The sequence below is a fragment of the Virgibacillus litoralis genome (genome assembly GCF_017873675.1).
Classification (GTDB): Bacteria; Bacillota; Bacilli; order Bacillales; family Amphibacillaceae; genus Lentibacillus; species Lentibacillus litoralis.
The window spans coordinates 36,079-49,245 of record NZ_JAGGKK010000007.1; the positions used below are offsets into that span (position 1 = coordinate 36,079).

Here is a 13,167-nt window from a genome sequence, read left to right on the forward strand (position 1 = left end):
GATGTCGATTTATAAACGTGTTATGGGGAAAGATTTTTATCAGCTTCATCCCATGTTGCAAAAAAGATATGAGATCCAAAGGGGAATATCCTTTAAAGGGACTGGTATGATGGAAAGTATAACAGGTGGACCGAAATGGCTGTATCCTTTATTTTGGATAGGCGTGAAGTTTAGGTTACTTTTTCCGGAGCATGGGGAGAATATTCCCTTTAAAATTGTTAATACTTCAGAAACTGGTAGAAATGGTGAGGAGCAGATCCGTTGGGAACGGACATTTTATTTTGGATCGAAGAAAAGGTATTTTAATGCGCTGATGAGTTTAGACTCCGAACGGAAGATTATAAAGGATTACCTTGGTGAACCACATCTATTTTATTCAGACTTGTCACTTCATGTAACCACAGAAGGGGCTTTGAAAATCTCATCAAATCGGCAGCGCTTGGTACTCGGCCGGCTGGAAATTCCATTGCCAACGTTGTTTCAGGGGTTGGCGACAGTTACGGAGAAGTATTTGGAGGAAAAAGATGTATACTTGATACATGTTAAAGTTAGAAATCCGTTGATTGGTACACTGTTTTCGTATGAAGGAGAGTTTACAGCCGATGACATTTCGTAACATTGGATTATGTAACATATTAATAGTGCTCGTGATTGCTATATTCAGTCCACATCCATGGTATTTTATGATGTTGACTGTAGCTCAATTAGTCTACGTTCCGCTTACACTTCATCTGGTAATGGAAGGTGATAACTGGAAGGTTCCAAGATTTCTTCCTTATCTAGCAATACCTGCATTTGCTGCTGTTATTTTTTTGCAAGTTACAAATGATACTGCATGGGATACGGTCTTTACGGTAATTTATTTTCTTTTTACTTTGTTCATTGCTGGATATGGAGTCAGTCGATTTTTACATAGAGGTTTTGTTCACTTGGAGGAATTTTTAATTGATATCGGCCTCATTTATATAGCAATCGGCGGTGGCTGGTTTGTTGCATATGAAGCCAATGTGGATACCGGATTCTCTCCAATGATGACATGGCTGACAGGTATCCATTTTCATTATTCGGCCTTTCTGTTGCCTATCTTTACTGGTCTGCTTGGCAGGTTATACAAATCAGCATTATATAAATTGGTAGGCATAGTTGTTATTGTTTCACCAATTATTGTAGCGGTAGGAATCACATTTTCGACGTTATTAGAACTGTTATCGGTAATAATCTATATCATTGGTATTTATGGTTTAATCTACATATCTTTTAAAGCATCTATTAATTGGCTGAATCGAGTGTCTTTTGCTGCGTTGGGTGTGGCAATCATTTTTTCATTAGTATACGCATTTGGTAATGTTACCGGACTGTATACCGTAACAATTAATTTTATGCTTTTATTTCATGGAATAACTAACTCTGTGTTGTTTGCAGCAGCAGGTATTATAGGCTGGTATATTAAGCTTCCTTTTACTGTGATGCGAAGGCCGAACTTTCCGGTTAGTCAAATTAGAGGGAAAAGTGTCATTGGTGAAGGGATTTTAACTGGCAGAACAGATCATAAGACATATAAGGGATTAGTAGATGATATGAGCGTGTATGAAAGTGATATAAATACGGATACATTATCACCAGCTATTACAGATTTTTATGAAAACACAAATCAGTACCGGTTAATTGCTGAGGTGAAATGGCGACCATGGTTTAAGCCTTTTGCAGCAATGTATCGTTTGATCAGCAGATATGTTGGGCAAATTAACTTACCATTTTCCAGTAAAAAGGCCGAGATGAATGGGAATATTTTTTCGGTTAAGGATGAGGATGATGGACGCAATGATGTAAGGGCATGGGTTCGAAAAATAAATGAGGAGACCACTTTTGTGGCTTTATATTCTGCACATAAGGAACAAGGTCGGTCCTACATGAACATAGCCTTACCTTTACCGTACGCTTCAATGGTTGGCGTACTTGAACTAAACCAGGATGATTCGGCACTTCAACTTTCAAGTGCAAATAAAGCTAATAATTCAGGGATTTATTTAGCCTTTGGCAAGTTTTTATTCCGCTTACCTATTGAAGAAAAATTCTATGTTGAAGAGGCTGAAAAGGGAAATCTTAGGGCACAGCACAATATGTGGATTTTTTCACTGCCTTTTTTAAAAATTAATTATTATATCCATTATCAGGATCTTATAAAGCACCAATAAGTGCAATTAAGGCACTTATTGGTGCTTGCAAAGTCTTCTAACAATATGATTGATAAGTGTTTAACCATGTTATCAGTTATACAGAAATACTTTGAGGTTTTTGTTTTCATCAATTGTTGCCAACAGTACGTCGTTTAGTTTTACATTATGGGTTGTTGTCAATTCTTGAACTAGCCATTCTTCATCTACTCCTGCCTTTTGCAGAATTTCATAATCGATTTTACGTTCTTTAACGAGAGTATGAGGATAATGGAATGGTTTTAAAGGTGGCGTCAGATTTGAATGTGTAAGTGGCTGGTATTGAGGATATAGAAATATCGATATAGTTCCACCATTTTCCCACAATGCGAGTGCTACTTTTTGGATATCCTCTGTTTTTTCTTTTCGTAGTTCGGATAAAAGTACGTCTACTGATATCCTTGCCTTCTTCAGGTTTTTATACTTTATTTTCCCGTATTCAATCAGAGGTATAGGGGGAGGATTGAATATCTTTCGTATCGGTGGCCATTTTAAACTCAACAATACTCCAGACATATATAACGCTACTACAACACTCATTGTAATCATTGACCCCTTAAGTCCCAGTCCTTCATCTGATAGCGGATGGGCAATAATGTTTCCTATTAGCAATGCTACGACAAAATCGAGAAATCTCAATTGTGAAATTGATCGCTGTCCCATAATTTTTGCTATGACAATTAAAAAGATAAATCCCACAACAGCTCTTAATGCCCATTGTATTGCGGTAAGTGATTCTTGGCCACTGAAAAAATCCATTACGCTCACACCTTCATACACATTACTAACATAATTAGGATGGATGTTTTAAATCAGAATTATTTATAATTTTTTAGCATTTAAGAAATCAACATGGCTGCCAGATGCAAGCCACCTTCTACATGAAAATGAATCGTTAAACCTCCGTGACTCCGCAATGCGCAGCACCCATCTGTTATGAAAATAATGATTTGTAATAGAGCTAAAGAGTAATTTTAAACAAAAGTATTTTGCTAAACGGGCGTTTGCACTAATCTAATAATCGTAAGGTTAACTTGAAATTCACTTGCGCAAATGCACTTATATATTTAATTAATGGAACTTAATTGTATTCTGCACTGGGTAATATTAACTGAAATTATAAATTCGTTGTTAAATTAAATTTGAACTGCCTTTATTTACTAAAATATCTAAGTATACATAAAGACATTGTTATTTTTCTCAAACCGTTGATACGTAAGGGTCATTAGTTTTTATGAAAAATCACTTCTCCAACCACAGGAAAGTGTGGGTCAAAAGTTGCCGTTATTCGACATTCTTTGCCCCCATGTTTCCCAAGCTTTTTATAAAGGTTTTCATCTCCTTTTTTCAGAATATATATATAAGTCTAAAAAAGGAGGAATAGTGATGAGAATAAAGCTTTTTAGTGTGTTGTTTATTGCGATGCTGTTGGCATTTCCAACATTAGGAAGTGCAGAATCATCTGATCAGAGCAATGCAAGTAAGTTAGAAAAAGTGTCAGCCATGGAGCAATCGAATGAAAATGGTTCACACGTAAAAGGAGAGGTGATCGTCAAGTTTAAGACTGGTGTTACAGAAAATGGGCAAAAAAAGGCATTAAAAGGGGTGAAGGCGGAAGTGATGCCTGATGAAGATGCCGTTAAATCTCCTTTTAAAGTCCTGGAAGTTAGAAATGTTGAGGCTGTGGTTAAAGCACTTAACAAAAATCCCAATGTCGATTACGCAGAACCAAATTATAAAATGAGTGCTACTTGGTCTCCAAATGACACATACGCAAATCCTAGTTACCAATACGGAATATTTAATACGTATACTAACGCCGCATGGGATGTTACCAGAGGAAATAGTGGGCAGGAAGTTGCTGTTTTAGATACTGGTGTAGATTATCGTCACGAAGATTTAAATAGTAAAACAATTTTGGGGTATGATTTTGTCCAAAATGATTATAAACCAATGGATAGAAACGGCCATGGTACACATGTAGCTGGAACTGCAGCAGCAGAAACGAATAATGGGATTGGAATCGCTGGTATGGCACCAAATACATCGATTCTAGCTGTTAGAGTATTAGATGCAAGAGGAAGTGGATCTCTGGCAGATATAGCAGATGGAATTATCTATGCTGCTGATTATGGGGCGGAAGTTATCAATCTATCACTTGGCTGTGATTGTGATACGCAAACATTGGAAAATGCAGTAAATTACGCATGGAATAAAGGTACACTTATTGTAGCTGCTGCTGGAAATGATGGTGTTTCGACTACTTTCGAGCCTGCTTCCTATGAAAATGTTATCGCTGTTGGGGCTGTAGATAGTAATAATCAAATTGCGAGTTTTTCAAATTATGGTGAATGGGTGGATGTGATGGCACCTGGTGTCGATATTGCATCAACATATTTGCGTGATGGTTATGTTTATATGTCGGGTACTTCGATGGCTTCACCACATGTTGCAGGGCTTGCTGGTTTATTGGCGGGTCAGGGCAGAAATAACGACCAGATCCGAGCAGCCATAGAAAATACAGCTGATTACATGAATGGTGCTGGCTATTATTTTGAAGATGGATTAATTAATTCTTACGATGCAGTTAATTATTAGTAGAATAGAAGAAAGTGGAAGCATCGCTCATTTATGCGGTGCTTTTTTCTTTGGCAGTAAGAAAGAATAAATCCTTTCTTACTGCATAAGTGCAACTAAGCCTTGGGAATAAGCTTGGTTTTCTAAAAATAAAGTATATAATTTTAGAGTCAAGTAAATCATTGGGAATAGGCTGTTTTTGGGTCAGTTTATCGAAAAGTTCTTTAAATATATGAGTAGAAAAAAGGAATCTATACATAAATACAGAAATCAGTATTAGGTCTGAAATGAGGTGATAGGGATGACAGTAAAAAATTATAGCTTTGGAATGCTTTTTCTATTCTTATTAATCTTCATGATAGGGTCTGCTGCAACAGATAAAAAAAGTGAACCAGTTAACACAACAGAGGAGAGTAGTACAATGACAGAACAGATAGAGAATTTTATAAAAACTGAGCCGAAATTGAGTGGAGCGATAACTGGAATAAGTATCCGTTCAGCAAAAAATGGGGAGAAGATTTATGATCATATGGGTGATGTTCGTTTGCGACCTGCATCAAACATGAAACTTTTGACAGCTGCATCGGCACTCTCCGTGCTGGGTGAGAATCATACCTTTTCAACTGAGGTGCTTATCAGTGGGGTGATTAATAATGGTACATTGTCTGGCAATCTTTTTTTAAAGGGTAAAGGAGACCCAACATTGCTGCCTTCTGACTTTGATAATTTCGCGAATAAAATAAAAGAAAGTGGAGTCAATGTGATAAAGGGGGATATTGTGGGAGATGATACGTGGTACGACAAAGTACGTCTTTCTCCAGATCTGATTTGGAGTGATGAGCATTGGTTTTATGGAGCACAAATTTCTGCTTTAACTGCTTCACCAGATAAAGATTATGATGCTGGCACCGTGATAGTTGAGGTAAGCCCTGGTAGTAAAGGGGAAAAACCTGATGTTACTATTTCACCTGAGAACAATTATATAAAAGTGAAGAATACAGCTACAACCAGCGATACAAATATGGAAGAGGATTTAACACTTGAGCGAGTTCATGGTGGAAATACAATTACCATTGAGGGTACCATTCCTGCTGGGTCTACTGTTACTAAGGAGTGGATGGCTGTATGGGAACCAACTGAGTATGCCATGGAATTGTTTCAGCTATCACTTCAGAAACAGGGGATATCCTGGGAAGGTAAAGTGAAAACTGGAGCTGCTCCGGATAAGGCAGAAGTTCTTTATTCCGATAAATCGATGCAGCTTTCTGAAATGCTGGTACCGTTCATGAAATTAAGTAATAATACGATTGCGGAAATATTGGTTAAAGAAATGGGGAAGGTTGTACACGGTGAAGGCAGCTGGGAGAAAGGACTGGAAGTAGTTGAAACAGAATTAACAAAAATAGGGATGAACACAGATTCCCTCATGATTCGCGATGGTTCGGGGATTTCACATGCAACCTTAATTCCCCCAAATGAGATGTCAAAATTACTCTATTTAGTACAGAATCAAAGTTGGTATGATTCATATCTTCATTCACTGCCTATTGCTGGTAAAGCTGACAGGATGATTGGCGGAACATTGAAAAACCGGATGGAAGATAAGAATGTCCAGGCGAAAACCGGAACTATTTATGGTGTCAGTACACTATCAGGGATGGTAGAGAGCGAAAGCGGGGATAACCTCATTTTTTCAATTATGCTTAATAACTTGTTGGATGAGGATGATGGTCCGGAAATTGAGGATAAAATTGTGGAATTTATAGCAAATCAATAATAATGAAGGGAGTCTCCGCTTTTGTGTTGGAGGCTCCCTTATTATTTCTGGCATTATTGAGGTTTGTTTTGCTGTGCTTGCTGCGCCTGATTTGCTTGCTGACGGGCCTGTTGCAACTGCTGTTGTGCTTGCTGAGCTTGTGGATCTTGCTGACCAGCAGCACCAGCTTGGGATTGAGCATTTTGAAGACCTTGTTCAGCTTGCTGTAATTGTTGCTGAGCTTGTTGAAGCTGTTGTGGATCAGCACTAGCAGAAGCTTGCTGTACCGCTTGTTGAGCTTGTTGAGCCTGTTGTACAGCTTGCTGTAATTGTTGCTGCTGTGGATTTTGTTGTGCCATAACTTAAAAACCTCCATTAATTTTATTGAGCTTTTTTGTGCTCCGTACGTATTGTTTAGCAAGTTTCAATAGATTATGTATTATTTAAAAAAATTTTTGTGAAAGCTAACTTTGTTTATAAATTACTTACATACATGTTAACTCAAACAGATGCATAAGAAACCACTTTATTTTTCATACTACTTTGTAGCACTGTTTGAAGAGGATGTTCCTATGAAAAAGAAAGTGACTAAAAAGAAGAAGCAACGAGACTTCCAAAATACATTAGCTGAATTGACACAAAAAGATGATTTTATTGATTATCAATTTGAACACAATGACAGTTCTATTTGTCTTGGGTATTTAAAGTCAGCAATTGACACAGAAAAGTTAGAAAAGTACATACTTCCACAAATACAGCAAAATGATTATATTGATTTAAATGAAGTTATTAATGATATTCCTATTACTAAGTCACAATTAATCGATGATCCTGATCAACTTCAGGAGATGCTAATTCAAGGTTTTGTATTCATTTATATGGAAAATGTGAATCCTCAGTATCTGCTAATTCCTATTCCGCTTACCAAGACACGCCAAGTTGGTATTCCAGAAGTAGAATTCAGTGTTGTAGGGCCAAAAGAAGCTTTTGTTGAAAATATTGATACAAATTTAAATCTAGTCCGAAAGCGGATTTCTGTACCTGAATTAAGCATGGAAAAGATGAAGGTTGGTACGGTAACAAAAACGAAGGTTGCAGTCGTATCTATTGAAGGTATAGCTGACAAAGAAAATGTTAGAACCGTTATTCAGCGGATTAAAGATGTCCAGATGGACCAGGTAATAGATAGTTCTTATATCCAACAGGCGATCACTGATAACCAGAATTCGCCATTTCCGCAATTACTTGATACGGAAAGACCTGACAGAATTGCTGCGGTGTTGACGGAAGGAAAAGTAGCTATCTTTGTAGATGGTTCACCACATGTCTTAATCGGCCCGACCACGCTGGTAGAATTCTTCTCAGCTTTTGAGGATTATTTTCTAAATTGGACGCTTGCATCGGCATTTCGTCTAATTCGTTTATTTGCGGTATTTTTCTCTATTTTAATTACGCCATTATATGTTGCGATTCTTACCCATCATTTTGAACTAATACCTAAAACATTGCTGGGAACGTTAGTTAGTTCAAGAACCCAAGTCCCGTTTCCTCCAATATTGGAGGCTATCATTCTCGAGTTAACAATTGAATTATTGCGTGAGGCCGGGGCAAGGCTTCCTAGTAAAATTGGTCAGACAATTGGTATTGTGGGAGGAATTGTAATCGGAACAGCGTCAGTGGAAGCGGGTCTGACAAGTAATGTTTTGTTGATCATTGTTGCATTGGCAGCACTTGGATCTTTTACAACTCCCGTCTATCAAATGGGTAACACGATTCGCCTTATCCGATTTCCGTTATTGGCTTTTGCACATATTTACGGGATTCTTGGGGTTGGTATCTGTATTGCATATATTATGGTTCATTTGCTAAAACTAACATCGTTAGGAAGACCGTTCCTAGAACCAATATTTCCATTTCGATTGACCGATCTAAAAGATGCTTTTATCCGCTTACCTTTTGATAAACAAAATAAGCGTCCTTTTGCAGTAAGACCTGAAAAAGTTTTACGATCTGCGAAACAAGATTATGAGAAGTAGAGGGGTATGCGATGGTTAAGGTAAAAGATCAAGTGCCGGCACTTATGGTGTTCTTTTTGATTTCTGCTGCACAATCAGGTGTTGGTGTCCTTGGTTTTCAAAGTGTTATCAATAAGTATGCTGGTCATGATGCATGGATATCGATAATCGTGGCTGGGCTTGGATTTAATATTATCATTTGGATTATGTATAGAATCCTGCAAAATAATGACGGAGGGGAAATTGTTTCCATACACAAGTTTACATATGGTAAATGGCTTGGGGGTATTCTTTCTTTTATATTTTCTGTGTATTTAATATTGACTTCCATAGTTGTATTGCGAACATATATAGAAATTATTCAAGTATGGATGTTCCCATATGTGAAAGTGTGGGCATTGTTATTACTGCTTATTCCACTAATTTATTATATTATATCAGGAGAGTTTAGAATTGTAGTGGGTGTATGCTTTTTTGGTGTTGTCTATCCATTCTTTTTGATTTTCACCTTATTCTATCCATTAAAGTATTCTAATCTAACAAATATATTACCGATTCTTGATCACTCCTTTACGGAAATACTGCAGTCTTCATCATTGGCCATCTTCAGTTTTTTGGGAATTAGCACATTACTTGTATTTTATCCTTTTATACGTGAGTCCAGAAAATCACAAAAATTTGCTCATATCGGAAATATATATACGACTTTCTTATATGTATTTATTTGCCTTGTTTCGTACATATATTACAACCAAAGTGAATTGCAAAATACGATATGGGCTACATTAGGTCTGTGGAAAATTATTGAGATGCCTTTTCTTGCTCGTTTTGAATACGTTGGTATTGCAACACTGTTTTTTAGCATCCTGCCTAACGTTGCACTATATTTGTGGGCAAGTACTAGATCGCTGCACAATTTATTTGGTATTTCCCATAAAAAAACAGCGGTATTTTTACTTGCTATCGTCTATATTGCCTGCATTATTATTAGTGGAAGGGAATTTATAGCCTTTATCAATGATATTACAGGTAAAGCAGGAGGCATACTATTATTTTGCTACATTCCAATATTATTTTTGATTAACCTAATTCGCAGAAAGGTGAAGAAAAATGCCTCTTAAATATATTATTTTCTTTACATTTATAGCTGTCAGTATATTTGCGAATTTTGGTATGCCAAAGAAGATTATTGATCAGATTCGAATGGTTACGGTTGCAGGATATGATTATGTAGATAAAGAGACTATACAAGGGACTGTCGTATCACCCATGTTTTTACAGAAAAATCAATTAACTGATTTGGTGTATACGGATACATCCTCTATGGTTTATGAAAACAGATTGAAACTGAATGCCCAAGCTTCTGAACAGCTTCATAACGGAAAATTGGAAATCGCTTTTTTTAACAAGGAGTTAGCAGAGAACGGACTTAGAGAAACACTTGATTACCTTTTGAGAGACCCGTCGATTGGTTCACGTTTGTACTTAGGAATAGTGGAGGAATCGGCATATGAACTATTGACCTCTATTAATAGTAGTAAGGGAGCGGGGTTTTATTTATCCGATTTATTCCAACACAATGTTCAATATGGGAACCTACCCGAGACGAATTTAAAAATTTTCTCCTCCGTGTTAGAAAGTAAGACCAGGGATCCATTTTTGCCAATGTTAAGTATGGAGAAAGGAATTCCGAGCATAAAATCTATAGCTTTCTTTAATAATGATTCACTTGTTGACAGTATACCGATCGAGGATGCAAATATCTTTAAAATGCTTTATCAAAATTTTAATGATGGACAGTATAATTTAGTCACTGAAAATTACAAGGCATCACTTCAAAATATTGATTCAACGAGGAACATTCGTGTTACAGATGAAAAAGGCAGTATAGATGTTACGATAGATGTTAAATTATCGGGGGTTTTTAGGGAATACACAAAAGAAAATTTAACCAAACATATTCCTTCTTTTGAAAAAGATTTAGAAAACGATTTTGAAAAGAAAGCAAATGAACTGATAAAACAATTTCAGGAGTTAAACATAGACCCTCTTGGAATTGAAGAACATGTAAGAAGCAGCATTCGAAAATATGACAAGGAACAGTTTAAAGCAGAATATCAGACACTTCCTATTGATTTAAAAATAAAATTTAAAGTTACGGAGTCTGGAATAAGAAAGTAATAGCGTACATACATTATTGCAATTAGGACATCTTAATGCTTAGTTAAATTAATTTAGCAGAGGTGGAGTATCTATGCGAGCTGTAACATATCAAGGCAAGTATTCAGTCAGTGTCGAAAATGTTGATTTTCCACAAATTCAGGATTCAGAAGATGTTATTATAAAAGTTACATCAACAGCAATTTGCGGATCGGACTTACATTTATATCAAGGTAATTTTCCACTACCAATTGGTTATCAGATTGGTCATGAACCAATGGGGATTGTGGAAGAGGTCGGTAATGATGTAACCAAGGTTAAAAAAGGTGACCGCGTTGTCATTCCGTTTACAGTTGCATGTGGAAACTGCCCATACTGTGAGAATCATCAGGAATCTCAATGTGACAATGCGAATCCCCATTATGATTCAGGTGGTTATTTTGGATATTCAGAGAAATTCGGTGATTATCCAGGTGGACAGGCAGAATACCTTCGTGTACCTTATGGTAATTATACACCTTTCTTAATACCAGAAGACTGTGAAATGGATGATGACTCACTATTATTTCTATCTGATGTTTTGCCAACTGCGTACTGGAGTGTGGAGAATGCTGGGGTTAAACAAGGAGATACAGTTGTGGTATTGGGTTGTGGTCCGGTCGGATTGATGGCTCAAAAGTTCGTATGGCAAAAGGGTGCATCCCGTGTAATAGCAGTTGATCACATTCCATTTAGACTTCAGCATTCAAAGAAAATGAATCGAACTGAAACGTATGATTTTACTGCATATGATGATATGGGTGAAGAATTAAAAGAGGTAACTCACGGTGGAGCTGATGTTGTTATCGATTGTGTCGGAATGGACGGCAAAAAGTCACCCCTTGAATTTATTGAACAAAAACTTAAACTTCAGGGTGGCACACTTGGACCAATCCAAATAGCAACAAAAGCAGTGAAAAAATGCGGAATCGTCCAAATCACAGGCGTTTATGGTGGACTGTATAATATGTTTCCGCTGGGGCCGTTTTTCTCAAGGAACATTACGCTGAAGACAGGTCAAGCACATGCCAGATCTTATATGGATAGGCTCTATCATCAGGTTGTTCAAGGAGATATCGATCCTAAAGAGATCATAACACACCACATGATGCTTGATGATGCCTCTGATGGATATAAAATGTTTAACGGGAAAGAAGATGATTGCATTAAGGTCGTGCTGCGGCCGTGAAGTGTAGTTAGAATGACTTTTCCGGGATCGAGTATGATTCCGAAGTGTCGAAATTTGTCGAACGACTGAAGTTCACAGAGATTTCGCCGAAGTGGTCACACATTCGGCTGAAGTTGTCACACATTTGGCTCAAGTTCACAATCTCCCCGCCGAAGTTCACAATTTTGAGTTTAAAATGAGAGTGATCAAGTATGGATGATCACTCTCATTTTTTTGTCAATCAATGTAATCCTAATACTAATCCAAATATTTAGAACTTACATTTCTAACATGATAAACTCATAACTGTAAGGGAGGAATTAACTATGGCAAAATTATCAGGGCAAACTGCTATTGTAACAGGTGCTAGCAGCGGAATTGGTGCTGCGATTGCAGAACATCTTGCAAATGAAGGTGCTAATGTAGTATTAGCTGCACGACGCAAGGAAAAGCTGGATGAGCTTGTAGAATCAATAAATAAAAAAGAAAATGGAAAAGCAATTGCTGTTGAAACAGATGTTGCAAAACAATCAGAAGTAGACACGCTTGCAGAAAAAGCTACAGAAACCTTTGGCGAAGTAGATATTTATGTTAACAACGCAGGGCTGATGTTAATGTCAACTATTCAAAAAGGACATGTTAATGAATGGGATCAGATGATTGATGTTAATATTAAAGGTGTTCTTTACGGGGTTAACTCGGTTTTACCTAAAATGGTAGAGCGCTCAACAGGGCATCTTGTCAATATTTCTTCAGTCGCAGGACATGAAGTTTCCAAAGTGAATGCAGTTTATAGTGCAACAAAATTTGCTGTTCGTGCACTCTCAATGGGCTTAGAAAAAGAACTTGCAAGGACAGGTGTTCGTGTAACAAACATTTCGCCAGGAGCTGTAGACACTGATCTTGCATCACATGGAACAGATGAAGATCTTAAAAAGAAAGCCTCCAACTCTGATCGGAAAAAGTTAGAAGCAGATGATATTGCACGTGCCGTTGTATATGCGGTTACACAACCGGATTATGTGAATGTTAATGAAGTGACAGTAAGACCAGTGTAGTTAAACATAAAGGGAGTGCTGAAAAATAATCAGCATTCCCTTTCTTTTCAAATGTTTTGTGCTTTTTAATCGTCGAAGTTTCTGTGAATTGCGACATGCTAGCACTCAACCATCATTAGAACAAGAGGAAACAGCATAAAAGTGGATTTTCACTGTGATGCAATATATATCAACAACTAAC

General features: G+C 37.1%; 11 protein-coding genes. 9 read left to right on the forward strand and 2 right to left on the reverse strand.

What is annotated here, in order from left to right; genetic code table 11:
* Position 1 precedes the first annotated feature (1 nt).
* Both J2Z82_RS07705 and J2Z82_RS07710 read left to right on the forward strand, forming a co-directional pair.
* On the forward strand, positions 2-616 hold the full coding sequence (locus J2Z82_RS07705) for a DUF4166 domain-containing protein (protein ID WP_209480208.1): 615 nt from the start codon (positions 2-4) through the stop codon (positions 614-616).
* Positions 603-2,195, forward strand: a complete 1,593-nt coding sequence (locus J2Z82_RS07710; protein WP_209480209.1) for a YndJ family protein — start codon at positions 603-605, stop codon at positions 2,193-2,195. The genes J2Z82_RS07705 and J2Z82_RS07710 overlap by 14 nt, the downstream gene beginning before the upstream one ends.
* 72 nt (positions 2,196-2,267) lie before the next feature.
* Here the strand turns inward: J2Z82_RS07710 and J2Z82_RS07715 are convergent, their stop codons facing one another.
* The gene (locus J2Z82_RS07715) at positions 2,268-2,972 is read right to left on the reverse strand and encodes a DUF421 domain-containing protein (RefSeq protein ID WP_209480210.1); all 705 of its coding nucleotides are present in this window, start codon (positions 2,970-2,972) and stop codon (positions 2,268-2,270) included.
* Positions 2,973-3,599: 627 nt separating this feature from the next.
* Between J2Z82_RS07715 and J2Z82_RS07720 the strand changes: the two genes are divergently transcribed.
* Together J2Z82_RS07720 and dacB are read left to right on the forward strand one after the other, a co-directional pair.
* Entirely contained in the window at positions 3,600-4,811 is a 1,212-nt protein-coding gene (locus J2Z82_RS07720) for a S8 family peptidase (protein ID WP_209480211.1), read from the forward strand.
* A 280-nt stretch (positions 4,812-5,091) separates the two neighbouring features.
* Positions 5,092-6,567: a D-alanyl-D-alanine carboxypeptidase/D-alanyl-D-alanine endopeptidase gene (gene dacB / locus J2Z82_RS07725; RefSeq protein ID WP_209480212.1), complete on the forward strand. Its 1,476-nt coding sequence runs from the start codon at positions 5,092-5,094 to the stop codon at positions 6,565-6,567.
* A gap of 53 nt (positions 6,568-6,620) precedes the next feature.
* On the opposite strand, the gene J2Z82_RS07730 is transcribed toward dacB, so the two are convergent.
* Positions 6,621-6,905: a hypothetical protein gene (locus tag J2Z82_RS07730; protein WP_092493187.1), complete on the reverse strand. Its 285-nt coding sequence runs from the start codon at positions 6,903-6,905 to the stop codon at positions 6,621-6,623.
* Positions 6,906-7,118: 213 nt separating this feature from the next.
* Between J2Z82_RS07730 and J2Z82_RS07735 the strand changes: the two genes are divergently transcribed.
* The 5 genes from J2Z82_RS07735 to J2Z82_RS07755 all read left to right on the forward strand — a co-directional run bounded on the left by J2Z82_RS07735 (position 7,119) and on the right by J2Z82_RS07755 (position 12,986).
* Positions 7,119-8,582, forward strand: a complete 1,464-nt coding sequence (locus tag J2Z82_RS07735) for a spore germination protein (protein WP_209480213.1) — start codon at positions 7,119-7,121, stop codon at positions 8,580-8,582.
* An 11-nt stretch (positions 8,583-8,593) separates the two neighbouring features.
* Positions 8,594-9,682, forward strand: a complete 1,089-nt coding sequence (locus J2Z82_RS07740) for a GerAB/ArcD/ProY family transporter (protein ID WP_209480214.1) — start codon at positions 8,594-8,596, stop codon at positions 9,680-9,682.
* Positions 9,672-10,742 (forward strand): Ger(x)C family spore germination protein, encoded by a 1,071-nt coding sequence (locus J2Z82_RS07745; protein WP_209480215.1) that lies wholly within the window; start codon positions 9,672-9,674, stop codon positions 10,740-10,742. The genes J2Z82_RS07740 and J2Z82_RS07745 overlap by 11 nt, the downstream gene beginning before the upstream one ends.
* A 73-nt stretch (positions 10,743-10,815) precedes the next feature.
* Positions 10,816-11,949 (forward strand): zinc-dependent alcohol dehydrogenase, encoded by a 1,134-nt coding sequence (locus tag J2Z82_RS07750; protein ID WP_209480216.1) that lies wholly within the window; start codon positions 10,816-10,818, stop codon positions 11,947-11,949.
* A gap of 305 nt (positions 11,950-12,254) precedes the next feature.
* Positions 12,255-12,986, forward strand: a complete 732-nt coding sequence (locus J2Z82_RS07755) for an SDR family oxidoreductase (protein ID WP_209480217.1) — start codon at positions 12,255-12,257, stop codon at positions 12,984-12,986.
* Positions 12,987-13,167 lie beyond the last annotated feature (181 nt).

What these genes read in the sequence shown, in the direction of transcription:
- J2Z82_RS07705 (WP_209480208.1), top strand. Translation starts at nt 2, where the DNA reads ATGTCGATTTATAAACGTGTTATGGGGAAAGATTTTTATCAGCTTCAT.
- J2Z82_RS07710 (WP_209480209.1), top strand. Translation starts at nt 603, where the DNA reads ATGACATTTCGTAACATTGGATTATGTAACATATTAATAGTGCTCGTG.
- J2Z82_RS07715 (WP_209480210.1), bottom strand. Translation starts at nt 2,972, where the DNA reads ATGGATTTTTTCAGTGGCCAAGAATCACTTACCGCAATACAATGGGCA.
- J2Z82_RS07720 (WP_209480211.1), top strand. Translation starts at nt 3,600, where the DNA reads ATGAGAATAAAGCTTTTTAGTGTGTTGTTTATTGCGATGCTGTTGGCA.
- dacB (WP_209480212.1), top strand. Translation starts at nt 5,092, where the DNA reads ATGACAGTAAAAAATTATAGCTTTGGAATGCTTTTTCTATTCTTATTA.
- J2Z82_RS07730 (WP_092493187.1), bottom strand. Translation starts at nt 6,905, where the DNA reads ATGGCACAACAAAATCCACAGCAGCAACAATTACAGCAAGCTGTACAA.
- J2Z82_RS07735 (WP_209480213.1), top strand. Translation starts at nt 7,119, where the DNA reads ATGAAAAAGAAAGTGACTAAAAAGAAGAAGCAACGAGACTTCCAAAAT.
- J2Z82_RS07740 (WP_209480214.1), top strand. Translation starts at nt 8,594, where the DNA reads ATGGTTAAGGTAAAAGATCAAGTGCCGGCACTTATGGTGTTCTTTTTG.
- J2Z82_RS07745 (WP_209480215.1), top strand. Translation starts at nt 9,672, where the DNA reads ATGCCTCTTAAATATATTATTTTCTTTACATTTATAGCTGTCAGTATA.
- J2Z82_RS07750 (WP_209480216.1), top strand. Translation starts at nt 10,816, where the DNA reads ATGCGAGCTGTAACATATCAAGGCAAGTATTCAGTCAGTGTCGAAAAT.
- J2Z82_RS07755 (WP_209480217.1), top strand. Translation starts at nt 12,255, where the DNA reads ATGGCAAAATTATCAGGGCAAACTGCTATTGTAACAGGTGCTAGCAGC.